Raw genomic sequence first — 23,089 nt, forward strand, 5'->3', positions numbered from 1 at the left:
CCAGGGGGTAGCAAGGGAGCTTTACTCCCGTTTTCCGGGAGCAAAGCTCCCTTGCTCACTACGTGGCGGCCGGGGGTGGGCCCGACTGCAGTGAAGGCCACCTTCACTGCGTTGAACGCAGGCAAGGTGGCCTTCACTGCAGAAGGGGGCTCCCTGCAGAAGGGGCTCCCTGGATCAGGCGGCGACGTTGCGCAGGCCGTAGAGGGTGTGGGTGACGTGGGCGCCGCGCTCCGCGATCCACGCCAGCGCCGCGTCGGCCCGCTGGCCGCGCACCCCGAGCCGGAAGCGCGCCACCGGCGTGTCACCGAATCGCGTCAGGCCACCGCCGATCGTCGCCAGCTCGACGTCGAAACGGCCCGCCGCCTCGGGCAGCAGCGCACCGACGGCCGCGAAGCCGATCAGCACCACGTCCACGGCGAGGTCGTACTGCGACACCTCCGCCCTCGACGTCTCGATCGCGGGCAGCAGCTGGTTGGCGATCTTGCTGCCGTGCTTGCCGAGCAGGCCCAGCACGTTGCCGCTCTCCAGTACCGCACCGCGCTCCAGCAGGGCCACGTCGTCGCAGACGCGCCGCGCCACGCTCGCGTCCGGCGTGGTCACCAGCACCGTCGCGCCCAGCTCGGCCCTCGCCCGGTCGAGAACGGCCAGCACCGAGCCCGACTCCTCGGACTCCACGCCGCCCGTCGGGTCGTCGGCGAGCAGCACCGACGGCCCCGCCGCGAGTGCCCGCGCGACGGCGACCCGTCGCCGCTGGCCCTCGGACAGGTCACCGGGCAGCTGCCCGGCCCGCCTCGTCAGGCCGATGAGGTCGAGCAGGGTGCCCACGCGGTTCCGGCGCTGCGGGCCTTCGATGCCGAGCCGCTCCAGCGGTGCGGCCACGTTGCCGGCGACCGTGCGTTCCGGCTGCAGCCGGGTGTCGACGATCCCCAACTGACGGCGCGCGTCCCGCAGCTTGCGGCCGTCCAGTGCGGCGGTGTTGAGCCCGTCGAACCGCACGACCCCGCGGTCCGGACGCTCCTGCAGTGCGATGCAACGCGCCAGCGTCGACTTACCGGCACCCGAAGGGCCGACCACGCCGTACAGCGAACCCGCCTCCACGGCGAGGCTCACGTCGCGCAGCGCGACCACGGGCGCCCCGGTACTGCCGGCGGCGAACGACTTGCTGACGTTTTCGACGGTGATCACGAAAGCTCCAAGGCAACTCGAGACACAGCGACGCCCCGTCCGGATCTCAGACGGTCGCTGGGAAAGGGATGAGCGAGTGGGAAACGATCAGGCGGCAGCGGTGTGGCGACAACACGCGCTTACGGTGCGGCGGCCCTGATCGACGACTCGGCGCCTGGTGAGCATTCGCGAGCGATACACGGATCCTCCATCGCTCCTGGCGTTAGCACCTGCCCGCGGTGGGCGGTTGCTGCGACTTCGGCGAGCCAGGTCTCTCAGTCGCTCGGGATGGATGCCCTAAGAGTAGACCTGAATCGGCCACACGAACGCAAGCTCGCCGATGTAGATCACACCTTTGCCGCAATAGCCGCGAACTGATCGACGTCCAGCTGCTCGCCGCGGGAGCGGGGGTCGATCCCGGCGGCCGTCAGCAGCTCGCCCGCCCGGTCGGCGGAGCCCGCCCATGAGGCCAGCGCGGCGCGGAGTGTCTTTCGGCGCTGGGAGAACGCGGCGTCGACGAGCCCGAACACCACGTCGCGATCGGCGTTCTCCGGCGGCTCGCCGCGTTCGAACGCCACGAGCGAGGAGTCGACGTTGGGCACCGGCCAGAAGACCGACCTCGGCACCGCGGCCACCTTGCGTGCCCTGCCGTACCAGGCCAGCTTGACGCTCGGCACGCCGTAGACGCGACTGCCCGGTCCCGCCGCCATGCGATCGGCCACCTCGGTCTGGACCATCACGAGCCCCCTGCGCAACGACGGCAGCTCGGCGAGCAGATGCAGCACGACGGGAACGGCGACGTTGTACGGCAGGTTCGCGACCAGCGCCGTCGGCGGCTCGGCGAGCTCGTCCGCACGCACCCGCAGCGCGTCGGCGCCGAGCACGGTCAGCCGGCCGGCCGCCTCGGGCGCGTGGCTCCGAACGGTGTCGGGCAGGCGCCCGGCGAGCACGGGGTCGATCTCCACGGCGATCACCCGCGCACCGGAGGCCAGCAGGCCGAGCGTGAGCGAGCCGAGACCCGGCCCGACCTCGAGCACCACGTCCCCTGCACCGACCTCGGCCAGCTCGACGATGCGGCGCACGGTGTTGGCGTCGTGCACGAAGTTCTGGCCGAGCTTCTTGGTCGGCCGGACATCGAGCTCACTCGCCAGCCCGCGGATCTCAGCAGGGCCGAGCAAGCCCGATGTCTCCGTCACCGGGTCAGTCTAGAACGGCTACGGGAGCCCCAGCTTCGACTGGCAGCTCGGCCAGGCGCTGTAGCCGCCGCGATCGTCACGCACCTTCGTGGCGATGGCGATCTGCTGCTCGCGGCTGGCCTGGTGCGGGTAGGCCGCGTACTGGTCGCCGCCGTAGGCGTCCCACGTGCTCTTGTCGAACTGCAGGCCGCCGTAGTAGCCGTTGCCGGTGTTGATGGCCCAGTTGCCGGTGGACTCGCACTGCGCGAGCGCATCCCACACTGCGCCGTCGGAGATCACCGGCTGCGGGGGCTGCTTGGTGCCCACCCGGATGACCCGGTCCTTGGCGGCCTTGATGATCTTGCTGGAGAGCTCCTCGCGGGCGATCTCCTGGTCGTTCTCCTTGGTGATGCGGTAGGTGACGATCTCCTCGCCGGGGACGCCCTCTTCCTCGACGATCTCGGTGCCCTGCTCGAGCTCGGGGTCCTCGATGGTGCGGACCTTGGGCTCGATGACCTCCGTCTCGTTGATCACCGAGACGCCGGTGCGGCTGATGTGCACCGAGGCGCCGTCGTGGATCTTGAACTCGAGCCCGCCCTCGATCTTGTCCTTCGGGCCGAGCGAGAGGTTGAGCTCCTTGAGCAGCTCCTCCGCGGTCACGGCGGTGGTGGAGAGCTCGCGCGGCTGGTTGCCGCCGTCGAAGAGCGTGATGTTCTTGAGGGTCTTGACCTCCAGGGTCATGCCCTCGAGCGGCACCTCGCCGCCGACCGGCGCGGAGAACCAGGTGCCCTGCTTGTTGAGGTCCTGGAGGCCGAGCTGTTCCAGCGCCTCGCCGACGGTGGTGGCGCGGACCCAGGCCTCGCGCTGCTCGCCGTCGACGATCAGGTTGAGCTGGCGGCCGCGCTCCAGCGTGATGACGCCGCCGTCGCCCACCGCGGCCTGTGGGGAGGGTGAGAGCGCGTCGTGGGCGCCGACCGTGATGCCGGCGTCCTCCAGCACCTCGCCGACGGTGCCGCCGAAGCTGCGGACGGTCTGGCGCTCGCCGTCGACGTCGAGGGTGACGCTCTTGTTCATCGCGAGCGCCGCGGCGCCGCCGCCAGTGAGCGTGATCATCACGGCGAGGACGGCGCCCTTGAGGAAGCGCTTCTTCCAGGTCTTGACCGCGGTGGCGAGCCCGTCCTCGGGCTTCTCCTGCGCCTCGGCGGTGCGGTCCGCGCTCGCCTCGTCGGGAACGACGATCGGCGGCAGCATCGTGGTCTCAGCGTTGATCAGCCGGATGAGCTCGTCGACATCGATGTCCGCTTCGGACATGAGGCTGTCGGCGTCGGGGCCGAGCGCCGTCAGGACGTCGTGACGGGTGACGTGCGGGTCCGGCGAGAACTCGAAGTCGTCGAAGTCGCTCGGCCGGTCGAGCAGGGCTGTCGAGGCGCCCCCCGGTCTCGGCGATGCGTCGAGACCCGCGTCAGCGCGCCCGTAGCTACCAGTCACAGGGTCGATCCCTTTCGCGTAAGGCCAGGACTCCCGCAGTCAGCGCCGTCCTCACGTCCCGCAGGACGTTTCCCCGACGTACACCGACGTGACTGTGGGCCAACCGGCTGGCGGTTCGAAAACCACCACCCAGCACGGTCACGGGACAATAACGAAGGCTTGGGGGTTGTGCAAATACCCCTCGGAGTGTCGTGAGCTTCGTCACTCGGCCGGTCGACGTAGATGTGTGCACGAATGTCGCAGTCCGTTCAACCCGAAGTGACGGTGGGCAGTCGAAACACGCGTTCTGCGTTGGTACGTACGGCATTCGCGACCTCGCCGACCGGCTCGCCGCGCAGCTCCGCGAGCCCGTGCACCGTGTACGCCGCGCAGTACGGCTCGTTGGGCCTTCCCCGGAACGGGTGCGGCGTGAGGAACGGCGCGTCGGTCTCCACGAGGTACTGCTCCGAAGGGACCAGCCGCGCCGCCTCGTGCAGCGCCCTGGCGTTGCGGAAGGTCACGGTGCCCGCGAAGGACAGCACGTAGCCCGCGTCGGCGCAGCGGCGCGCCATGTCGGCGTCTCCGGAGAAGCAGTGGAACACCACGGTTTCCGGCGCGCCCTCCTCGTCGAGGATCCTCAGCACGTCGTCGTGGGCGTCCCGGTCGTGGATCATCAGCGGCTTGCCGATGCGTTTGGCGAGGTCGATGTGCCAGCGAAACGCCTCCTGCTGCGCCTCGGGCGGTGAGTAGTCCCAGTAGTAGTCGAGGCCGGTCTCCCCGACCGCGACCACTCGATCTCCCCGCGCCAGCCGCTCCACTTCGGACCGTTCGGCGTCGCCGAAGTCCTTGGTGCGCGTGGGATGGATCGCCACGGCGGCGAACACGCGCTCGTCCCACGTGGACGCCTCGGCGGCCCAGCGCGCGGCGGCGAGGTCGTCGGCGACGGTGACCACGCGCTCGATCCCGGCGGATTCGGCGCGAGCGAGCACAGTGGACAGCTCCGCCGGGGTTTCCACTCCGCAGGCGTCCAGGTGCGTGTGCGAGTCGATCGCCGGTGCCGGAAGCTTCTCCGGCACCGGCGGGCGCTCACGACTCAAGTTTCCTCCAGGGATCGAGCGGGCCGGTGACAAGGCCGCGGGCGTCCGTGGTGCACGGCAGCCGGGTACCTGAGGGCGCGTCCTGGCGCGGGTGTCCCACAGGAGAACCGCGCAGTCATCGGCGCGTTCAGCCCTCGATGGGAGCCCATTCCGGACCCGTCTCGCCCAGCTTCGGGTCGAGCTTGGCGAACAGCGGCGTCGGCTTGGCCAGCGGGCGGCCGGCCTCGATCGGCACCGACTCCCAGCGCGCCTGCTCGCTCGCGTAGTCGCCGGTGAGGATCGGGTTCAACCGGCCGGCGATGTCGAGGTCCTCGGCCTCCTTCAGCTCCGGCTGCGCCGCCCAGACGCCGGTTCCGCCGAGCGCCTCGTGCACCTTCTGCGCCGCGTGCGGCAGGAACGGCGTCAGCAGCGTGTTGGCGTCGGAGACCACCTGCAGCGCTGTGTGCAGCACGGTGTCGCGCCGCTGCGGGTCGTCCTTGAGCTTCCACGGCTCCTGGTCGGACAGGTACCGGTTGGCCGCCGACACGACGCGCATCGCCTCACTCGCGGCCTGCTTGAACCGCGAACGGCCCAGGTGCGCGCCGACGGTGTCGAACGCCGCGCGGGAAAGCGCCTTGAGGTCCTCGTCGGCCTGCTGCGGCGTGTTCGGCGTCGGCACGCCGCCGTTGTTCTTGTGCGCCATCGAGATCGAGCGGTTGACGAGGTTGCCCCACTCGTTGGCGAGCTCGAAGTTCGTGCGACGCACGAACTCGTCCCACGTGAAGTCGGTGTCCTGGGTCTCCGGACCGGCGACGCTGATGAAGTAGCGCAGCGTGTCGGGGCCGAACTCGCGCAGGAAGTCGTTGACGTAGATGACCGTGCCGCGCGAGGTGGAGAACTTCGAGCCGCTCATGGTGAGGAACTCGCTGGACACGATCTCGCCGGGCAGCGAGAGCCTGCCGTACGGACCGGCCTCGCCGCCGTGGTCGCCCTCGCCGTTGTGCCCGAGCAGGAACGTCGGCCACAGCTGGGCGTGGAACGTGATGTTGTCCTTGCCCATGAAGTAGTAGGAGCGGGCGTCCGGGTTGTTCCACCACTCCTGCCAGGCGTCCGGGTCGCCCGAGCGGCGCGCCCACTCGACGCTCGCCGAGAAGTAGCCGATCACGGCGTCGAACCACACGTAGAACCGCTTGAGCGGCTGGTCGCGCCAGCGGTCGAGCGGCACCTTGACGCCCCAGTCGAGGTCACGGGTGATCGGACGGGGCCGCATGTCCTCGACGAGGTTGCGGGTGAAGTTGAGGACGTTGGGCCGCCAGTCCGTCTTGGTGGCCAGCCACTTGCCCAGCGACTCGGTGAACGCGGGCAGGTCGATGAACAGGTGCTCGGTCTCCACGAACTCCGGCTTCTCGCCGTTGATGCGCGAACGAGGGTTGATCAGCTCGGCCGCGTCGAGCTGGTTGCCGCAGTTGTCGCACTGGTCGCCGCGCGCGCCGTCGTAGCCGCAGATGGGGCACGTGCCCTCGATGTAGCGGTCGGGCAGCGTGCGGCCGGTCGACGGGCTCACGGCGCCGGTCGTGGTGCGCGGCACGACGTAGCCGTTGCGGTGCAGCGCGAGGAAGATCTGCTGCACTACCTCGGCGTGGTTGCCGGTGGTGGTACGGGTGAACAGGTCGTAGCTGAGCCCGAGGCCGCGCAGGTCCTCGCTGATCTGGCGGGTGTACTTGTCGGCGGTCTCCTGCGGCGTCAGCCCCTCCTTGTCGGCCTGGACGAGGATGGGGGTGCCGTGTTCGTCGGTCCCGGACACCATGAGCACGCGGTTGCCGGCCATTCGCTGGTAACGGGAGAAGACGTCCGAGGGGACTCCGAAACCGGACACGTGGCCGATGTGGCGGGGGCCGTTGGCGTATGGCCAGGCCACCGCTGTCAACACAGGGGTGCTCATACCCGATTAGCCTACGGATGGCGTCTCAGTCGTCTTCGCCAGGGAGTGAAGGCGAGGCCGGTGTCCGCGACGCGGTTGCTGGTGCTCGGTGTCGTGCGGATGTACGGCAGCGCGCACGGCTACCAGATGCGGCGGACCGGCTCTGCCCGTGAGACACGCCCTCGCAGTGAAGGCCACCTTCACTGCGTTGACCGCGGTTAAGGTGGCCTTCACTGCATTGGCCGAGGTCAACCGGGGGGAGGGAAGGGCATGAAGGAGCAGGGCGAGGCGCGGGGCATGGACCTCTCGCTGCATGAGACCGTCGCCGACTGGTCCGCGATGAGGGCGAGTTCGGTGTCGTTCGCGGCCATCACGGTCACCGAGAGCCTGAACTGGACCGACGACAACGCGGCGCGCCAGCTCGGCGACGCGATGCGCGCGGGTGTGCACGCGGGCATCCGGCACTACGCGCGGCCGGGAGCCGTGCAGGACCAGGCGAAACACTTCGTCCGCACCGGCATGCCGCTCGGCGCGTTCGCTCCCGGCGCGCTCGCCCCCTCCATCGACGTCGGCGCCGACGGCGTCGACGACCGATTCATCAAGTCGTGGATCAAGGCCGTCCGCAACGCGGCGGGGGTCCGGCGGATCCTCGTCTACGCCACCTACGAGGACTGGCTGCACCGCTTCCATCCCGACAAGTGGGCCGACAGCGAGGTGGTGCTGTGGCTCGTGCGGCACAACGGCATCCCCGGCAGGCCCGGCTGGTTCCACTCGCGACTCGGCCTGCACCAGCACAGCGCGGGTCACCCGTACGGCGCGGACGCGCTCGTCTACCCCTTCACGCTGTCGGACGTGCTGCTGTAGCGGGCTCCAGCCTGCTGCGCGTGAGGAAGACGTTGTAGGGCCCCCACTGCGAGACCAGGTAGTAGAGGTCTGGGCCGTCGAGCGACCACGGGTGCAGATACCCGCCGTACACCGCGGGGTACTCCTGCCCCGACACCACGACCTCGCCGTGCGTCCACGGTCCGGTGAGCCGCTCCGCCGAGCGAAGCACGATGCCCTTGCGGCTCTCGTCGAGGTGCATCATCAGCCAGCAGCCGAGCCCCGAGTGGTAGCCGACCGACATCTCCCCGACCGGGCCCGCGAACACCGGCGCCGCCGCCCGTTCGCGACCGGACCAGCCCTCCCCGTCCCAGTACTCGTACGCGCCCGTGTCGAGCAGCCCGGAGGGCTCGACGCGCGCGAGGTAGGCGTCGTCGTGCCTGCCGTTGGTGGTGCCGAAGAGGTGGACGTGGTCCTCGGAACGCGTGAACGCGCCGATCTGGAACCGGTTGCCTCCCCGGAGGTTGCCCCAGCGCGCGGAGCGGGGCTTGTCCCACGTCCGCCCGCCGTCGGCGGAGACGGCGATGCCGGCGTGGTTGGTCCGCCACGTGCCGGGCGGCCCCCACCGACGGACGGACATGTAGTGCACGTACTGCCTGCCGCCGACCGCGATGCCGCCGTTGGGGATGACAGTGACCTCCTTGCCGCCGCCGGACGGGATGACCTGGCAGGCCCCACCGCCCCCGCGCTCGACGACGCCGTCCAGCGCGAGCCCTGAGGCGAGGTCGGTGGAGGTGGAGAAGGCGAGCACGTTGCGGCGCCAGTCGGCCGTGCCGGGGCCCGCGCCGTTGCCGCACCAGCCTTCGCCGTAGGTGTCGCCGAAGAGCACGAACACCCTGCCGTCGCCGCCGTCCCACATGATGCCGAGATCGGTGGCGACGATGCCGAACCGCTCGGCGGTGCGGTTGGGCGAGTCACCACCGGTCACCTTGGCCACGCGTGTCGTTTCTATCACCCGGAACATCGGTTCCGACGGTAGTAGCGGCGAGAATGTCCGGCATGTGGTTGACGCGGGCGGAGCTCCGTTCGAGCGCGGCCCCGGGTGAGGCGCTGCTGCTGCTCGCCAGCCGGGCCCGCGCCCGTGGCCTGCCGGGTCCCGCCGCATTGACCGGCGACTGGTTCAGCTCCCGCGCGGTGCTCGCCCCGAGCCTGCGCATGGAGACGTTCACCGAGGTGGGCGACGCACTGGCCGTTCCGGCGAGGCAGCCCGAGGTCCGCGACGCCCCCGAGGGCACGGTCGGCGGCGGCTGGTTCGGCTACCTCTCCTACGACCTCGCCGACCCCTCCGCGCGGTCCGCCGCGCTGCCGAAGGCCGCGTGGGGCTGGGCCGACCACGTGCTCCGGCTCGACCAGGACGGGCGCTGGTGGTTCGAGGCGCTCGTGCCCGACGACGGCATGGCTCCGCACGCGCTCGCGGCCGAGTTCGCCGACCTGCTCGACGGGGCGGCGCCGAAGCCGGCGTGGACGCCCACGGCGCTGGAGCACCCGCTACCGGCCGGGCACCACGCCGCCGTCAAGGAGTGCGTGCACGCGATCGAGGCGGGTGAGCTCTTCCAGGCCAACATCTGCACGCGGTTCACGGGCACGTTCGACGGCGAGCCGGCCGCGCTGTACGCCGAGGGCGTCCGCCGGTTGCGGCCCGCTCGCGGCGCGTACCTGTCCGGGCAGTGGGGCTCGCTCGTCTCGATGTCGCCGGAGCTGTTCCTCGCGCGCTCGGGCGGGCGCGTGCGGTCGACGCCGATCAAGGGCACCCGCCCCCGCCGCGGTCCCGAGGACGACGGGCTGGCCCGGCAGCTGCGGGAGTCGGTGAAGGACGTCGCGGAGAACGTGATGATCACCGACCTGGTGCGCAACGACCTCGGCCGCGTGTGCGAGGTTGGCAGCGTGCGCGTGCCTGAGCTGCTGGCCGTCCGCGCGGCACCGGGCGTCTGGCACCTCGACTCGACCGTGGAGGGCGTGCTCGCCGAGGGCCGCGACGACGCCGACCTGCTCGCGGCGACATTCCCGCCCGGTTCGGTCACCGGCGCGCCCAAGATCCGCGCGCTCGACCTCGTCGCCGAGCTGGAGCGCGCCCCGCGCGGGGTCTACACGGGCGCGATCGGCCTGGCCTCCCCCGTCGCCGGGCTGGAGCTCAACGTCGCGATCCGCACGCTCGAGCTCCACGACGGCACCGTGGAGCTGGGCGTCGGCGGCGGCATCACCGCCGACTCGGACCCGGCGGCCGAGTGGCAGGAGTGCCTCGACAAGGCGGCGCCCCTGGAGCGGCTGCTCGCTACCCCGCCCGCTCAGGCGTCGCGGCGGGCGGCGAGCGCGGCGTTGTAGAGCTCGTTCTTCGAGACCCCCGTGGCGGCCGCGACCTCGGCGGCCACCGACTTGAGCCGTTCCCCCGCCTCGACCCGGCCGAGCACGTCGCCGACGAGGTCCTCGACGTTCGCCCGCCGAGGGGAGGCGCCCGCGAGCACGACCGTGATCTCGCCCCTCACGTGGTCCCCGGCCCACGCGGCCAGCTCTGCCAGCGAACCGCGGCGGACCTCCTCGTAGGTCTTGGTCAGCTCCCGGCACACGGCGGCCCTGCGGTCGCCGCCGAGCACCTCCACCGCCTCGGCGAGCGTCGCGGCGAGCCTGCGAGGCGACTCGAAGAACACCGTGGTGCGCCGCTCGCCGGCCAGCTCGGCCAGCCACTTGCCGCGCTCCCCCGGCTTGCGGGGCACGAAGCCCTCGAAGCAGAACCGGTCGGGCGCGAGCCCGGAAAGTGCCAGTGCGGTGGTGACGGCCGAGGGTCCAGGCACGCAGGTCACGGGCAGGTCCTCCGCCGCGCACGCCGCGACGAGGCGGTAGCCGGGATCCGACACGCTTGGCATCCCGGCGTCGGTCACGAGCAGCACGGTCTCGCCCTCGCGCAGCGCGTCGAGCAGCTTCGGCAGGCGGGCCGACTCGACGTCCTCGTAGAAGCTCACCACCCGGCCCGGCGGGGTCACGCCCAGCGCCGTGGCCAGCGACCGCAGGCGCCGGGTGTCCTCGGCGGCGATCACGTCGGCGTCGGCGAGCGCCTCGGCAAGGCGCGGGGAAGCGTCGCGGGAGTCGCCGAGCGGTGTCCCGGCCAGTACGAGAGGCACCCTCCGAGGCTAATCTCCGCCTTCCCCCGCCCGCCCGTAGGATCGGGCCTCGTGACCGCACTCCTCACCCGCACGCCGGGCGGCGTGGGCCCCGAGCCGGGGCGGACACAGCGGCCACCGAGCGACCGCGAGGCCACGCTGCTGGGCAAGCCGATGCCCACGGACCGGCTGCGCGCGCTCGTCGTCACCGTCGTGCTCACCGCCATCGGCGGGTTCGTGCGGCTGCAGAACCTGGGCTTCCCCACCGACAAGGGGACCCCGGTCTTCGACGAAAAGCACTACGTGCCGCAGGCGTGGCAGATGCTGCGCAACGGCGGCTACGAGGACAACTACGGCTACGAGTTGGTGGTGCATCCGCCGCTGGCCAAGCAGCTGATGGCCGTCGGTGAGTGGATCTTCGGCTACAACGGCGTCGGCTGGCGGTTCAGCGCGGCGATCGCGGGCACGCTGATCATCCTGCTGACGATCCGCATCGCCAGGCGGCTGACGCGGTCGACCCTGCTCGGCGCCATCGCGGGCATCCTCGTGATCTGCGACGGCGTGCTGCACCTGCAGTCGCGGATGGGGATGCTGGACATCTTCATCGCGCTGTTCGTGCTCGCGGCGTTCGGCTGCCTGCTGCGCGACCGGGACCAGGTGCGCGAGCGGCTCGCGGTGGCCGTGCGCGAGGGCTGGGCGGACGAGTCGCCCTTCGGTCCCCGGCTCGGGTTCCGCTGGTGGCGCTTCGGCGCCGGTGTGCTGGTGGGGCTGGCCACGGCCGTGAAGTGGTCGGGCATGTACTGGGTGCTCGCGTTCGGGCTGCTGTGCCTGGCCTTCGATGTCGCGGCGAGGAAGGCCGCCGGTGTGCCCCGGCCGTGGATGGGCGTGCTGCGCCGAGACCTGGCGCCCGCGTTGTGGGGCATCGGCGTGATCTCGGTGCTCGTCTACCTGAGCAGCTGGTGGGCGTGGTTCGCGAGCGAGACCGCGACCGACCGGCACTACGTGGAGATCCAGAACGAGGCGGCCGGGGCCTTCGGTTTCGTCCCCGGCGCGCTGCGCTCGCTGATCGCGTACACGTTCAACGTCCTGGACTTCCACGAGAGCCTGTCGACGCCTGCTGGCGACCCGCATCCGTGGGAGTCGAAGCCGTGGACGTGGCCGATGGGGCTGCGCCCGATGCTCTACTACTACGAGTCGGGCGGTGGCACCGCGGCGGGCTGTGGGGAGTCCGAGTGCGTGCGGGCGACGATGCTGGTGGGCACGCCCGCGATGTGGTGGCTGGCGCTGCCGGTGCTCGGCTGGGGCCTGTGGCGGTCGGTGTTCCGGTCTGACTGGCGCTACGCGGCCGTGCTCGTCGGCTACTTCGCGGGCCTGCTGCCCTGGTTCGTCAACCTCGACCGGCAGATGTACTTCTTCTACGCGACACCGCTGGCGGCGTTTCTGGTGCTGGGGCTGACGCTGGTGCTGGGTCAGCTGCTCGGCAGGGCGCGGGACGGTTTCGAGAGACGCGGCACCGGGCTGCTCGCGGTGGCCCTCTACACGGGCCTGGTGGTGGCCAACTTCGTGTGGCTGTGGCCGATCCTGAACGGCGACTCGATCACCACGGAGCACTGGCAGTCGCAGCTGTGGCTCCCCTCTTGGCGCTAGCCGACCGGTAACCGGCGCCCGAGGTTCCCCCGCCCGCCGTGCAGTGAAGGCAGCCCCCGCGCAAGCGGCTCCCGCCCCCAGTCGGTGAGCAAGGGAGCTTCACTCCCGGAAAACGGTAGCAAAGCTCCCTTGCTCCTCACTGGAACGGGGCTGAGCGGCCGCCAACGGAGCCCTCACTGCACCTTGGGTACGACCCTCGTGACGGGACCGTCGGGCGACTTGCCCACTCGCGCCAGCCAGCCCTCGACCTCGCGGCGCACCGCGTTGAGGGTCGGGCGGTTGCGCGGCTGCGGGTCGAGCGAGGCGATGAGCAGCCGCGCGTGGACACTCTGCCTCGGCAGCTGGCTCGGCGGCTCCGCTCGCGCCGCCGCCATGAGCGCCGCCATCGGCGTCTCTCGCGTGCCCCTCGGTGGGTAGCCGGACAGCGCGTAGCTGACCGTCGCCGCGAGCTGCCACGCGTCCGACGCCGGGCTCGCGGGCGAGCCCGCCGCCGTCTCGGGCGCCGTGTAGTCGGGCGTGCCGATCATCATCCCGGTCGCCGTGAGCTTCGAGTCGCCCTTGCTGCGCGCGATCCCGAAGTCGATCAGGTGCGGCAGGCCCTCCGGGTCCACGATCACGTTCGACGGTTTCATGTCGCGGTGCAGCACGCCCTTGTCGTGCGCGGCCGACAGCGCGCCCGCCAGCGTCGCCCACAGCCTGCCCGCGGCGACGTCGTCGAGCGATCCGCCGGAGTCCACGGTCTCGGCGAGCGACTGGCCGTGCAGGTACTCCATCACGAGCGCAAGCCCGTCCGGCTCCTCGACCAGGTCGTACACCCGCACGCAGTTCGGGTGGTTGAGCATCGCGAGCGCCCGCGCCTCGCGCTGCATGCGCTCCTCGGTGTCCCGGTCCGGCGCGTGGGCGATCTTCAGCGCCACCGTGCGGCCGAGCTGGGTGTCCTGCGCCTCCCACACGGTGCCGAAGCCACCGTGGCCCAGCCGACGGATCCGCTTGAACCGGCCGCTGCCGGAATCCGCGGTACCGGGCATCGGGCCGGGCACGGCGGCCAGCGCGCCCGCGGCCTCCGGCGATGGCGCGACCGACGTCGGCGGGTACTGCTTCGGCGGGGGCGGCGGCACCTCCGAGGGCGGCGGCGGCACGTACGGCGGCGGCTGACGCGGGGGCTCCGGCCTCGGCTTCGGCTCGGGCGGCCGGTCGGAGTTCTGGATCACCGACCAGCTCGGCGGACCGACCAGCGCCACCGGGATCACGCCGAGGACCGTGACGGGCAGAAAGCCGAGCCACAGGTGCACGGCCGTGTTCGCCTCCACACCGACGCTCAACAGCACGAACGCGACGAACGAGCCCCAGATGAGCCGACCGGGCCACTTCGGGCCCCGGCGCAGCGCGACACGGCCGAGCAGCATGATCGCCAGCAGCGCCAGGATCGGCAGCCCAACCAGGCCGCCGAGGTAGTAGCCGTAGGCCAGCACGCTGTCGGACGGGTAGAAGAGCGTCTCGTAGATGTTCTGGCCGCCGCCGAGGTACTCGCTCTGCACGCCGACGAAGCAGTACTCCCTGGCGAGCGAGCCGGCCTCACCCGTGGTGAGCCCACCGGTGCCGCCCGCGAACACGTCCCGGTAGACGCTCGACACGCCCGTCGCCAGCAACAACGGCAGCAGCAGCACGAACACCAGGCTGATCCCGGCGATCGCGATCAGCGCGGGACCGCTGTAGCGGTTGCCGGTGAACTTGCGCACCAGCGCCACGAGCATCGCGCCCGCCACCGGCGACAGCGCGATCAGCGCGCCCGCCATGCTCGTCGCCCACACCCAGTCCCCCGGGCAGAAACCCGGTTGGAAGAGGCTGTGCGCGAGCGAAAGCAACGCGCTAGCGATCGATTCCACCCTCGCTCCTCGGCCGGTCGGCTTTGTTCGCACCAGAGTATGTCGAGTGCTCCCCTTCCAGGACGCAGGTGGTGCGCGCTGGGTTCGCTGCGTGCGCCGATCGCACGGACGTTCTACGGTTTCAAGGCACGGACTCGACGACGAGGAGACACCCACGATGGGCGCGTATGCCGACACCTACCAGCGCAGCCTCGACGACCCCGAGGGCTTCTGGCTGGACGCCGCACGAGCCATCACGTGGACCCGCGAGCCGACCTGCGCACTGGACTCCTCGAACGCACCGCTGTACCGCTGGTTCCCCGACGGCGAGCTGAACACCGCCTACAACGCGCTCGACCGGCACGTCGAGCGGGGCCGCGGCGAGCAACCCGCGCTGATCTGGGACTCCCCGGTCACCGGTTCCCAGCGCACCTACACCTACACGGAGCTGCGCGACGAGGTGGCGAAGTTCGCCGGCGCGCTCACCTCGTTGGGCGTGGCCAAGGGCGACCGCGTGATCATCTACATGCCAATGGTGCCCGAGGCCGTGATCGCGATGCTCGGCTGCGCGCGCATCGGCGCCATCCACTCCGTCGTCTTCGGCGGGTTCGCTCCGAAGGAGCTGGCCGCCCGCATCGAGGACGCGCAGCCGAAGGCGATCGTGGCCGCCTCCTGCGGGATCGAGCCGAACAGGGTCGTCGAGTACAAGCCGATCATCGAGGCCGCGCTGGCCGCCACCGAGCACCAGCCGGACCGGGTCGTGGTGCTGCAGCGCGACGCCGCGCGCGCCGAGCTGGGCGAGCGCGACGCCGACTGGACCGAGCTGATGGCCACCGCGTCGCCCGTGGACCCGGTTCCGGTCGCGGCGACCGATCCGCTGTACATCCTCTACACGTCCGGCACCACGGGTAAGCCGAAGGGCGTCGTGCGCGACACGGGCGGACACGCCGTGGCTCTCGCGTGGTCGATGGGCGCCGTCTACGACATCCAGGCGGGCGACGTGTGGTGGACCGCCTCCGACGTCGGCTGGGTCGTCGGCCACTCCTACATCGTGTACGCGCCGCTGCTGATCGGCGCCACGACGGTGCTCTACGAGGGCAAGCCCGTCGGCACCCCGGACGCGGGCGCGTTCTGGCGGGTCATCTCCGAGCACGGGGCGAAGGCATTGTTCACGGCGCCGACGGCGCTGCGCGCGGTGAAGCGGGTCGACCCGGAGGGCAAGGAGACCGCGGCCCACGACCTCACTCGGTTCGGCACTCTGTTCATGGCCGGAGAGCGGCTGGACCCGGAGACCTACCACTGGGCACACGACAAGCTCGGCGTTCCGGTGGTCGACCACTGGTGGCAGACCGAGACCGGCTGGCCGATCGCGGCCAACCTGCGCGGGCTCGAGCCGATGCCCGTCAAGCCCGGCTCGGCGACGATGCCGGTGCCGGGCTGGGACGTGCGGATCCTCGGCCAGTCCGGCGAGGAGCTGCCCGCCGGGCAGGAGGGCGCGATCGCGATCAGGCTGCCGCTACCGCCTGGCGCGCTGCCCACGCTGTGGGGCGACGACGAGCGGTACAAGGAGGCGTACTTGTCGCGGTACGAGGGCTACTACCTCACCGGCGACTCCGGATACCGCGACGAGGACGGCTACCTCTTCGTCATGGGCCGCACCGACGACGTGATCAACGTAGCGGGACACCGGCTGTCGACGGGATCGATGGAGGCCGTGCTCGCGGCGCACCCGGCGGTCGCCGAGTGCGCGGTGATCGGCGTGAAGGACGCGCTGAAGGGCCAGCTGCCGCGTGGCTTCGTGGTGCTCAAGGCGGGGGTGGACATCCCGGAGGAGAAGCTACGGGACGAGCTGGTGGCGGCGGTGCGCGCCGACATCGGCCCGGTGGCGGCGTTCCGGGACGTCTCGGTGGTCGAGGCGCTGCCGAAGACCCGCTCCGGCAAGATCCTCCGCAAGACGATGCGGGGCATCGCCGACGGCCGCGACGAGCCCGTGCCCTCGACGATCGAGGACCCGAACGTACTCACCGCGCTGCGCTCCATCCTGCGGCCGGAGTGAGCTTCCCTCACGTGGGCGAAATGCGGTTTTCTCGGCGAAAGTCGTAGCACACCGTCATGCGGTGACTACGATCGGTCGGACCGACCGCTGCATGGGGGAGCTGTGGGCCTTCGAGAAAACGATCCGGCGCCCCGACGGGTGCGAGTTCTGACACCGGCCGAGGCAGGTGAGCGCGCACCGGACGGCGTACTGGTCCTGACGACAGGGCCGGAACCCGGAGCCGCGATCGAGCTGTGGGAGCTACGCGACGGCACGCGGGTGGTCGTCGGGTACACGACGTTCACGGCGCTCGCGGCGTCGGCTGGAGCCGGGCAACCGTTCCGACGGTTGACCACGGCCGATCTGGCGCGCGTGTGCGGCGCCGCCGAGGTGAGGGTCCTGCTGGACGAGCTGTTGCCCGGCGGGCCTCGCCATCCCGAGCCGGACGTCGCCGGGCAACCGAACCTCCCATTGCTGGAGGAGGCCGAGCCGGCCGGAGACCTGCTGTACGTGCCGTCCCGCCCGTCCAGGCCGGGTGACGCGGAGGTCGGCGTCGAACTGCAGCGGTACCGGAACAGGGCGACGATGCTGGCCTACACCTCCGCGCAGGCACTCGAGGCCGGGTGCGGTCCGCACCAGCCCTGGGTGTCGATTCCCGCCCGCGTGCTCGACGCGGTGCTCGCCGAATGCGGCGCCGAGCAGGTGTTGCTCAACCCGGTGCTGTCGGAGGGCTCCCGGCACGTGGCACCCGTAGTGGACTGGACTCGCAAGCCGAGGAGGGAGACGGAGTGGAATGCCTAGCGGCGACGGCTACCGCCACGACACCAACGCGCTGACCGCGATCAGCGGCCATTGGCGCGACGGCGCGAACCAGCTGGACGCTGCCGCCGCCGTCCCCGCGGACGCGCCCGATGCCGGAGCGTCCTCCGCCGTGGTCGGCACGGCGATGGCTTCGCTCATCCAAGGGCTGAGTGCTGCCGCAACGGCAATGGACGAGGCCGCCGAGAAGGTGCACGCGGCGAACGGGAGCTACGAGGACATCGAGAACACCAACGCCGGGGCCATCGCAGCCCGCGGGCGTTACGGCATGGGCCCAGGACAACGACTGCCGTCCGACGGCAAGGTCGATCCGGCGCCCGGGTCGCTGCCCCCGCCGCCCACCGGTCACTCGACACCGCCCAAGGGCCCTGGTGGCCCCGGCTCAATGGACGACAACTAGCCGTCGCAAGGGGGAACGCGGCATGGGGCAGGCACTCAACACCACGGTCAACGGCAACGGCGGCAGCTGCCGGGCGGCCGCCGACCACCTGGCCCGCTTGGCCGGGGCCGCGCACACCGCGGCCGGACTCGCCCACCGGGCACGCACGACGGGCGAGTCGGACTGGATGGGCCCGGCCCGCGACGCCCATGACGGAGCGACCCGGCAGTACGGCCCGGCTACCGACCGGCTCGGCGAGCAGGCGGGCACGATCGAACGTGCCCTACGCGAGTTCGCCGACGAACTGGACGGCGCAATCCGGCGCATGGAGGAAGCGCTCGGCAAGGCCCGCCGAGGCGGCCTCATGGTGGAAGGACCGTTCATCCTGGCCCCGGATCCCCCGCTCGCGCCGCGGGTGCTCCCGACCGGACCCTGTGACGCCGCACAGGCCAAGCAGGTAATGGCGGACAACAAGGCGGCGATCGAAGCTCACAACGCGGCCATCGCCGACTACAACGCCAAGGCTGCCGTCTACAACGAGTGCAAGGCCATCGTCACCGACGCGCGCACGAGGGAAGGCGACGCCCACACGACACTCCAGCAGGCCGTGAACACCGCCGAACCCGGCGACGACTACGTCGGCCTCGGCTTCACCACCGCGTCGCAGGCGCGCTCGTTCGTCGCGACGATGGAGAACAAGCGGCTGGAATACGCCAACATGGCCAATCGCTTCCGCAACACCGGTCAGGCTTTCACCGACTTCGCGATGGGCAAGCTGCATCTGCTACCACCCGATTTCGGCCGCACACTGAGCACCTACGCCGCCGCGATGCAGGCTGGGCACAACCACTATCAGGCCAGGGCGGACCAGTACAACCGGTGGATCAAACACGTCCCGCAAAAGGCGCGCAACATCATGTCGGCCTATCCCGGTAAGGGAAGTCTGTCGGACCTGGAACCTGGCGGGAGCAAAGCCCTGGAGCATTCTCGCAGCCTGCTCAAGGGGTACTCGTACATCGGGAGCACCATCACGGCATTCAACGAGTTCGCCGGAGCGGTGAAAGGCGAACAGTCCTGGGGCAAGGCGGTCACGGACACCGGCTTGATCATCACGGGCGCAGCGGGTGGAAGCATGGCCGCGGGAGCGGCGTACGGGGCGCTGGTCGGCGCTTCGGGCGGCCCTCTCGGAGCATTGGTCGTCGGGATCGCGGGCGGCGCACTCGGTGGCATCGGCGGGCAATGGGTCGCGGATAGACTCAACCCGGAGTGACACGCGGAAGGCATGAAATGCCCAAGGGAATGCCGGACAGCGGCGGCTTGCCACCTCGGCCCGACCCGGAAAGCGGCAGGCCGTTCCCGCCGCACGCGCCGGGTTACACCGGCGACGACAAGCGCCCTGAGGATGACCGTGATCGCGATATCCGCCTTTCCCGCAAACCCAAACCACCGCCAGGAATGGGACCCACCTTGGCCTGGTGGCGCGACAGCCCCAAGGCTGGCCTTTCGCGAGCGGCGACAGCACTGGCCATGCTCGTGGCCGGAGCGGCCATCGTTTCGCTTCTCAACGGAATAGGACTGCGCCTATTCGAGTACTGGCCGACCTGGCTGGTGATCGTCGCGGTAAGCTACCTGTCGTCCAATCCGTTCAATGTCGACACCGTCTCGGCGGGCGCGGACTGGGTGCAGTGGTCACGCAGCCGCCTGCGGAAGACGACCTACCTCAAGCTCTACGAGCTCACCAAGATCCGCACCAGCTACGGCGGCAGCGACCTGTACCTCGACCTCTACGACTCCGAACGCGGCATGAGCCGGACCTTCGCCGAATGGCACCGCGACCGCCGCATCTGGGACCTCGTCTACAACGGCATCGTCCACTCCGTCGCCAACGGAGCCGACATCCGGCCCCGCGACATCGGCGTCCTCCGGCTCACCAACAACCCCGCGCTCCGACTCCGCGCCCAACGGCGGGAAAAGACCTGACCGGCGAAAAGCGTCCGCCGAACGGCGGATGTCTGAACCAGTATTGGTCTATACCTTTGACCGCACCTGCTCCTTCCCCATCGGAGGTGCTCCGTGCGTCAACGCAGGACAATCCTCGGCCTGCTCGCCACGGCCGTGCTGCTTCTACCAGCGGTTCCGGCCGCGGCCACGCAGGCCGGTCCCGGCCATGGCCCGGAACGCGAGCTCGGCGACGTGATCCCGGTGCCTGCCGAGGTCAAGCCCAATCCGAGGACCAGCTTCACACTCGGTCCGCATACGTCCATCCGCACGCAGGTGGGTTCGGCCGAGGCCAGGAGCGTCGGCCGCCACCTCGCGGGCGTGCTGCGCCCGGCGACCGGCTACTCCCTGCCCGTCGTCTCCTCTGGCCGAGGGGGCGGCTCCGCCGTCTCACTGGTGCTCAACAAGCACGAACCCAAGATCGGCGACCAGGGTTACCGCCTCGACGTCGGCAGGTCCGGGGTGACGATCCGGGCCAGGACCGGCGCGGGGTTGTTCGCGGGTGCGCAGACGCTGCGCCAGCTGCTGCCCGCGCAGATCGAGGCCGACCGCACGATCCGGCGCGCCTGGACGGTGCCCGGCGGGACGATCGTCGACAGGCCCCGCTTCGCCTATCGGGGCGCGATGCTCGATCTCGCCAGGCATTTCCACGAGCCCGCCGAGATCAAGTCCTACATCGACGAGCTCGCCCAGTACAAGATCAACCACCTGCACCTGCACCTCACCGACGACCAGGGCTGGCGCATCCAGATCGACAGCTGGCCGAAACTCACCACGGTCGGCGGCGGACCGGGCACCGGCGTTGACGGCGAGGGACCGGGCTTCCTGACCAAGGCCGAGTACACCGATCTCGTGGCCTATGCGGCCTCGCGCTACATCACGATCGTGCCCGAGATCGACATGCCGGGGCACACCAACGCGGCGCAGTCGACCTACGCCGAGCTGAACTGCGACGGGGTCGCCCCGCCGCCGCGCACGGACATCGAGGTCGGGTACTCCTCGCTGTGCATCGGTTCCGAGATCACGTACCGCTTCGTGGAGGACGTGATCCGCGAACTCGCGGCCATGACCCCCGGCCCGTACCTGCACATCGGCGGCGACGAGGCGCACGCGACCACCGACGAGGACTACCGGACGTTCATGAACCGGGTGCTGCCGCTGGTGGAGAAGTACGGCAAGCGGGCGTTCGGCTGGAACGAGGTCGCGCGGGTGGACCCGCCCGCCTCGGTGGTCCCGCAGTACTGGGGCACCACCACGGAGAACGCCGACCTCGCCGACGCCGTCGCGAGGGGCAACAAGGTGATCATGTCGCCCGCCAACAGGTCGTACCTCGACATGAAGTACGACGCGAACACGCCGCTCGGGCTGCAGTGGGCCGGGTTCATCGAGGTGCGCGACGCCTACGGGTGGGACCCCGGCAGCCACGTCGCGGGCGTCGGTGAGAAGTCGGTGCTCGGGGTCGAGGCGCCGCTGTGGTCCGAGACCCTGCGGACCATCGACGACATCGAGTTCATGGCGTTCCCCAGGTTGCCCGCGATCGCGGAGCTCGGCTGGTCGCCACGCGCGAGCCACGACTGGGAGTCGTTCTCGCGGCGGCTCGCCGAGCAGGGCCCGCGGTGGCAGCAGCGGGGCGTGGACTTCTACCGCTCGCCGCAGATCGTCTGGCCGTGACCCAGCGCCAGGGCCGTGCGCCGCGCGGCCCTGGCGTGATCCGGCGCCGGCCCGGCGATGTAGACACCGTCTACCCCGATTTGGTAGACATTGTCCACGAGCTGAACGGAACATGTCGGAGAGTTGAATGGGTTACCAACGCTTCGTCGCGCTCGGTGACAGCTGCACCGAAGGCCTCGACGATCCCTACCCGGGCAGAACCCACTACCGGGGCTGGGCCGACCTGGTCGCCAGCCGGTTCGCCCAGGACGAGCCGGACTTCCGCTACGCCAACCTCGGCGTGCGCGGCAGGCGTCTCGACCAGATCGTCGTCGAGCAGATCCCCACCGCCATCGACCTGCGCCCGGACATCGTGGCCCTGTTCGGCGGCGGCAACGACCTGATGATCTCGCGGTCGTTCAGCTCCGAGGTCGTCGCGCGGCGGGCCAGGGCGGCCGTGCGCCTGCTCACCGACGCCGCTCCCACCGTCGTGGTGTTCACGCTCAGCGACATCTCCTCCCGCATGCCCATCGTGCGCCGGATGCGCCACCGCATCGAGGCGTTCAACGACGCCGTCCGCGCCGCCGCCGACGACTACGGCGCGGTGCTCGTCGATCTGTGGCCCGACGAGGCGGCGCATGACCTGCGCTACTTCGGGCCCGACCGGCTGCACCTCGGCGAGCTCGGCCACCGCAGGGTCGCCGCGCACATGCTCGAGAAGCTCGGCGTCCCGTTCGACCTGAGCTGGCTGGCCCCGCTGCCCGGCGACCCCGCCGCGCCGAACCTCCTCGCGCACGCCAGGTGGGTGTGGGGCTCGGTGCTGCCGTCCGCGAGGACGCGCGTGCTCAACTACCTCACTGGCCGCTCCTCCGGCGACGGCTTCGTGCCGAAACGTCCCGAGCTGCTGCCGCTCACCGACGAGCTGGGGACATGGACACGGAACCCGATCCCAGGCAACGCCTGATCGCGAGCGCCACCGCGCTGCTCGCCGAGGAGGGTGTGGAAGCCGTCACCCTCCGCCGGATCGCGCGGGAGGCCGGTGTGTCGCATGGCGCACCGCTGCGGCACTTCACCGGCCGCACCGCGCTGCTCTCCGCCGTCGCGACCACCGGTTTCGCCGAGCTACGCCAGCGCGGCGAGCACATCCCGGACGCCTCGCCGAGGGAGCGGTTGCTCGCGATGTGCCGCTCCTACATCGAGTTCGCACTCGCCAACCCGGCGATGTTCGAGCTGATGTTCCGCCACGACCTCATCGACTCCGCGGAGCCCGAGCTGTCGAGCACCAACAGCGCGGTGTTCGAGGACTTCAGCGCGCTCGTCGGCGAGACCCAGGCCGCGGGCTGGCGCGCCGGCACGGACGCGCGGCTGCTCGCGGCGTCGCTGTGGGCCGCGCTGCACGGACTCGCCGAGCTGTGGCTGTGGGGCGGGCTCGGCGAGACGCTCGGCGCGGGAGAGGTGGACGCCGCGCTGGCCGTCACCCTGGAGACCTACCTCGGCTGAGTCCGGCGACCACCCGGTCCAGCACCTCGCGCCAGTGCTCCCGCTGGCGGAGGCGCTCGTCGCCGTCGGCGAGCCATTCCTGGTGGAACCGCAGCACCGTCCGGCCACCCGCGTCACTGACGGCGACCTGCACGGTGGTGTCGTGATCCCAGTCGCGCGGTCGCCACGTGAGCCGCACCCGGTCGTTGGCGTGAAAGCTGCGCAGCTCGCCCGTGGTTCCCTCGGCCGTGATGTAGCCGTCGCCCTTCTCCGTGCCGAGCTCGGCGCCTTCGCCGAGCCAGGCCGCGATCCCCTCCGGGCTGGTGAGGTACGCCCACACCGTCTCGACCGGATGGGGCACCGTCTCCGACACCCCGGTCTGGAACCCCGCGTCCTTGGTCTGACCGACAACCATGATGTCCCCCTTCGTCGTCAGG

The 23,089-nt window shown here is 70.8% G+C and carries 20 protein-coding genes, 1 pseudogene and 1 riboswitch; of the genes and pseudogenes, 12 read left to right on the plus strand and 9 right to left on the minus strand.

Features of this window, described 5'->3' with window-relative positions:
• Positions 1–174: 174 nt before the first annotated feature.
• The 5 genes from FCN18_RS32580 to metG form a co-directional block, all read right to left on the minus strand.
• A complete protein-coding gene (locus FCN18_RS32580; RefSeq protein WP_137096906.1) occupies positions 175–1,185 on the minus strand; it encodes a methionine ABC transporter ATP-binding protein in 1,011 nt (336 codons plus the stop codon).
• 184 nt (positions 1,186–1,369) lie between these two features.
• Positions 1,370–1,459, minus strand: a riboswitch (SAM riboswitch).
• 52 nt (positions 1,460–1,511) lie between these two features.
• A complete protein-coding gene (rsmA, locus tag FCN18_RS32585) occupies positions 1,512–2,360 on the minus strand; it encodes a 16S rRNA (adenine(1518)-N(6)/adenine(1519)-N(6))-dimethyltransferase RsmA (protein ID WP_112276531.1) in 849 nt (282 codons plus the stop codon).
• Between the two features lie 18 nt (positions 2,361–2,378).
• Positions 2,379–3,755, minus strand: coding sequence for a resuscitation-promoting factor (locus FCN18_RS32590; RefSeq protein ID WP_137096928.1), 1,377 nt, complete (start codon positions 3,753–3,755; stop codon positions 2,379–2,381).
• 320 nt (positions 3,756–4,075) lie between these two features.
• On the minus strand, positions 4,076–4,903 hold the full coding sequence (locus FCN18_RS32595; RefSeq protein ID WP_228714247.1) for a TatD family hydrolase: 828 nt from the start codon (positions 4,901–4,903) through the stop codon (positions 4,076–4,078).
• 127 nt (positions 4,904–5,030) lie between these two features.
• Positions 5,031–6,824 carry a methionine--tRNA ligase gene (gene metG, locus FCN18_RS32600; RefSeq protein WP_137096907.1) on the minus strand — a complete coding sequence of 598 codons (1,794 nt, stop codon included), beginning with the start codon at positions 6,822–6,824 and terminating at the stop codon, positions 5,031–5,033.
• 60 nt (positions 6,825–6,884) lie between these two features.
• Between metG and FCN18_RS40380 the strand changes: the two are divergent.
• A pseudogene (locus FCN18_RS40380) lies at positions 6,885–6,959 on the plus strand (PadR family transcriptional regulator); the annotation flags it as partial.
• Between the two features lie 114 nt (positions 6,960–7,073).
• A complete protein-coding gene (locus FCN18_RS32610; RefSeq protein WP_112276529.1) occupies positions 7,074–7,667 on the plus strand; it encodes a GH25 family lysozyme in 594 nt (197 codons plus the stop codon).
• Here the strand turns inward: FCN18_RS32610 and FCN18_RS32615 are convergent.
• Positions 7,642–8,649 carry a DUF4185 domain-containing protein gene (locus tag FCN18_RS32615; protein ID WP_137096908.1) on the minus strand — a complete coding sequence of 336 codons (1,008 nt, stop codon included), beginning with the start codon at positions 8,647–8,649 and terminating at the stop codon, positions 7,642–7,644. The genes FCN18_RS32610 and FCN18_RS32615 overlap by 26 nt on opposite strands.
• A 35-nt stretch (positions 8,650–8,684) precedes the next feature.
• Here FCN18_RS32615 and FCN18_RS32620 point away from each other — a divergent pair, with 35 nt between their 5' ends.
• Positions 8,685–10,007 carry an aminodeoxychorismate synthase component I gene (locus FCN18_RS32620; protein WP_137096909.1) on the plus strand — a complete coding sequence of 441 codons (1,323 nt, stop codon included), beginning with the start codon at positions 8,685–8,687 and terminating at the stop codon, positions 10,005–10,007.
• On the opposite strand, the gene rsmI is transcribed toward FCN18_RS32620, so the two are convergent.
• The gene (gene rsmI, locus FCN18_RS32625) at positions 9,971–10,801 is read right to left on the minus strand and encodes a 16S rRNA (cytidine(1402)-2'-O)-methyltransferase (protein ID WP_112276527.1); all 831 of its coding nucleotides are present in this window, start codon (positions 10,799–10,801) and stop codon (positions 9,971–9,973) included. The two genes, FCN18_RS32620 and rsmI, sit on opposite strands and share 37 nt — an antisense overlap.
• A gap of 51 nt (positions 10,802–10,852) precedes the next feature.
• Between rsmI and FCN18_RS32630 the strand changes: the two genes are divergently transcribed.
• Positions 10,853–12,427: a dolichyl-phosphate-mannose--protein mannosyltransferase gene (locus FCN18_RS32630; protein WP_112276526.1), complete on the plus strand. Its 1,575-nt coding sequence runs from the start codon at positions 10,853–10,855 to the stop codon at positions 12,425–12,427.
• Between the two features lie 173 nt (positions 12,428–12,600).
• Here the strand turns inward: FCN18_RS32630 and FCN18_RS32635 are convergent, their stop codons facing one another.
• Positions 12,601–14,313: a serine/threonine-protein kinase gene (locus FCN18_RS32635; protein WP_112276525.1), complete on the minus strand. Its 1,713-nt coding sequence runs from the start codon at positions 14,311–14,313 to the stop codon at positions 12,601–12,603.
• 91 nt (positions 14,314–14,404) lie between these two features.
• Between FCN18_RS32635 and FCN18_RS32640 the strand changes: the two genes are divergently transcribed.
• From FCN18_RS32640 to FCN18_RS32675, 8 genes are all read left to right on the plus strand, one after another.
• Entirely contained in the window at positions 14,405–16,348 is a 1,944-nt protein-coding gene (locus FCN18_RS32640) for a propionyl-CoA synthetase (protein WP_267285380.1), read from the plus strand.
• 138 nt (positions 16,349–16,486) lie between these two features.
• Positions 16,487–17,128 carry an SAV_915 family protein gene (locus FCN18_RS32645; protein WP_137096911.1) on the plus strand — a complete coding sequence of 214 codons (642 nt, stop codon included), beginning with the start codon at positions 16,487–16,489 and terminating at the stop codon, positions 17,126–17,128.
• On the plus strand, positions 17,121–17,546 hold the full coding sequence (locus tag FCN18_RS32650; RefSeq protein WP_112276522.1) for a hypothetical protein: 426 nt from the start codon (positions 17,121–17,123) through the stop codon (positions 17,544–17,546). Before FCN18_RS32645 ends, FCN18_RS32650 begins: the two co-directional genes overlap by 8 nt.
• Positions 17,547–17,568: 22 nt before the next feature.
• Positions 17,569–18,795 (plus strand): hypothetical protein, encoded by a 1,227-nt coding sequence (locus FCN18_RS32655; RefSeq protein ID WP_137096912.1) that lies wholly within the window; start codon positions 17,569–17,571, stop codon positions 18,793–18,795.
• A 17-nt stretch (positions 18,796–18,812) separates the two neighbouring features.
• Entirely contained in the window at positions 18,813–19,505 is a 693-nt protein-coding gene (locus tag FCN18_RS32660) for a hypothetical protein (protein ID WP_137096913.1), read from the plus strand.
• A 93-nt stretch (positions 19,506–19,598) separates the two neighbouring features.
• Complete coding sequence (locus tag FCN18_RS32665; protein ID WP_206078030.1) at positions 19,599–21,194, plus strand: beta-N-acetylhexosaminidase; 1,596 nt, start codon at positions 19,599–19,601, stop codon at positions 21,192–21,194.
• A gap of 127 nt (positions 21,195–21,321) precedes the next feature.
• Positions 21,322–22,137, plus strand: a complete 816-nt coding sequence (locus tag FCN18_RS32670; protein ID WP_112276519.1) for an SGNH/GDSL hydrolase family protein — start codon at positions 21,322–21,324, stop codon at positions 22,135–22,137.
• Positions 22,104–22,673: a TetR/AcrR family transcriptional regulator gene (locus FCN18_RS32675; RefSeq protein ID WP_112276518.1), complete on the plus strand. Its 570-nt coding sequence runs from the start codon at positions 22,104–22,106 to the stop codon at positions 22,671–22,673. The genes FCN18_RS32670 and FCN18_RS32675 overlap by 34 nt, the downstream gene beginning before the upstream one ends.
• Here FCN18_RS32675 and FCN18_RS32680 read toward each other — a convergent pair.
• Positions 22,648–23,067, minus strand: coding sequence for an SRPBCC family protein (locus tag FCN18_RS32680; RefSeq protein WP_137096914.1), 420 nt, complete (start codon positions 23,065–23,067; stop codon positions 22,648–22,650). The two genes, FCN18_RS32675 and FCN18_RS32680, sit on opposite strands and share 26 nt — an antisense overlap.
• Positions 23,068–23,089 lie beyond the last annotated feature (22 nt).

The sequence above is a fragment of the Prauserella endophytica genome (genome assembly GCF_005146945.1).
GTDB classification, from domain to species: domain Bacteria; phylum Actinomycetota; class Actinomycetes; order Mycobacteriales; family Pseudonocardiaceae; genus Prauserella_A; species Prauserella_A endophytica.

Bases quoted from the DNA above. Each gene is read 5' to 3' on its own strand.
- metG (WP_137096907.1), bottom strand. From the start codon at position 6,824: ATGAGCACCCCTGTGTTGACAGCGGTGGCCTGGCCATACGCCAACGGC.
- FCN18_RS32610 (WP_112276529.1), top strand. From the start codon at position 7,074: ATGAAGGAGCAGGGCGAGGCGCGGGGCATGGACCTCTCGCTGCATGAG.
- FCN18_RS32615 (WP_137096908.1), bottom strand. From the start codon at position 8,649: ATGTTCCGGGTGATAGAAACGACACGCGTGGCCAAGGTGACCGGTGGT.
- FCN18_RS32620 (WP_137096909.1), top strand. From the start codon at position 8,685: ATGTGGTTGACGCGGGCGGAGCTCCGTTCGAGCGCGGCCCCGGGTGAG.
- FCN18_RS32650 (WP_112276522.1), top strand. From the start codon at position 17,121: ATGCCTAGCGGCGACGGCTACCGCCACGACACCAACGCGCTGACCGCG.
- FCN18_RS32655 (WP_137096912.1), top strand. From the start codon at position 17,569: ATGGGGCAGGCACTCAACACCACGGTCAACGGCAACGGCGGCAGCTGC.
- FCN18_RS32660 (WP_137096913.1), top strand. From the start codon at position 18,813: ATGCCCAAGGGAATGCCGGACAGCGGCGGCTTGCCACCTCGGCCCGAC.
- FCN18_RS32670 (WP_112276519.1), top strand. From the start codon at position 21,322: ATGGGTTACCAACGCTTCGTCGCGCTCGGTGACAGCTGCACCGAAGGC.
- FCN18_RS32675 (WP_112276518.1), top strand. From the start codon at position 22,104: ATGGACACGGAACCCGATCCCAGGCAACGCCTGATCGCGAGCGCCACC.
- FCN18_RS32680 (WP_137096914.1), bottom strand. From the start codon at position 23,067: ATGGTTGTCGGTCAGACCAAGGACGCGGGGTTCCAGACCGGGGTGTCG.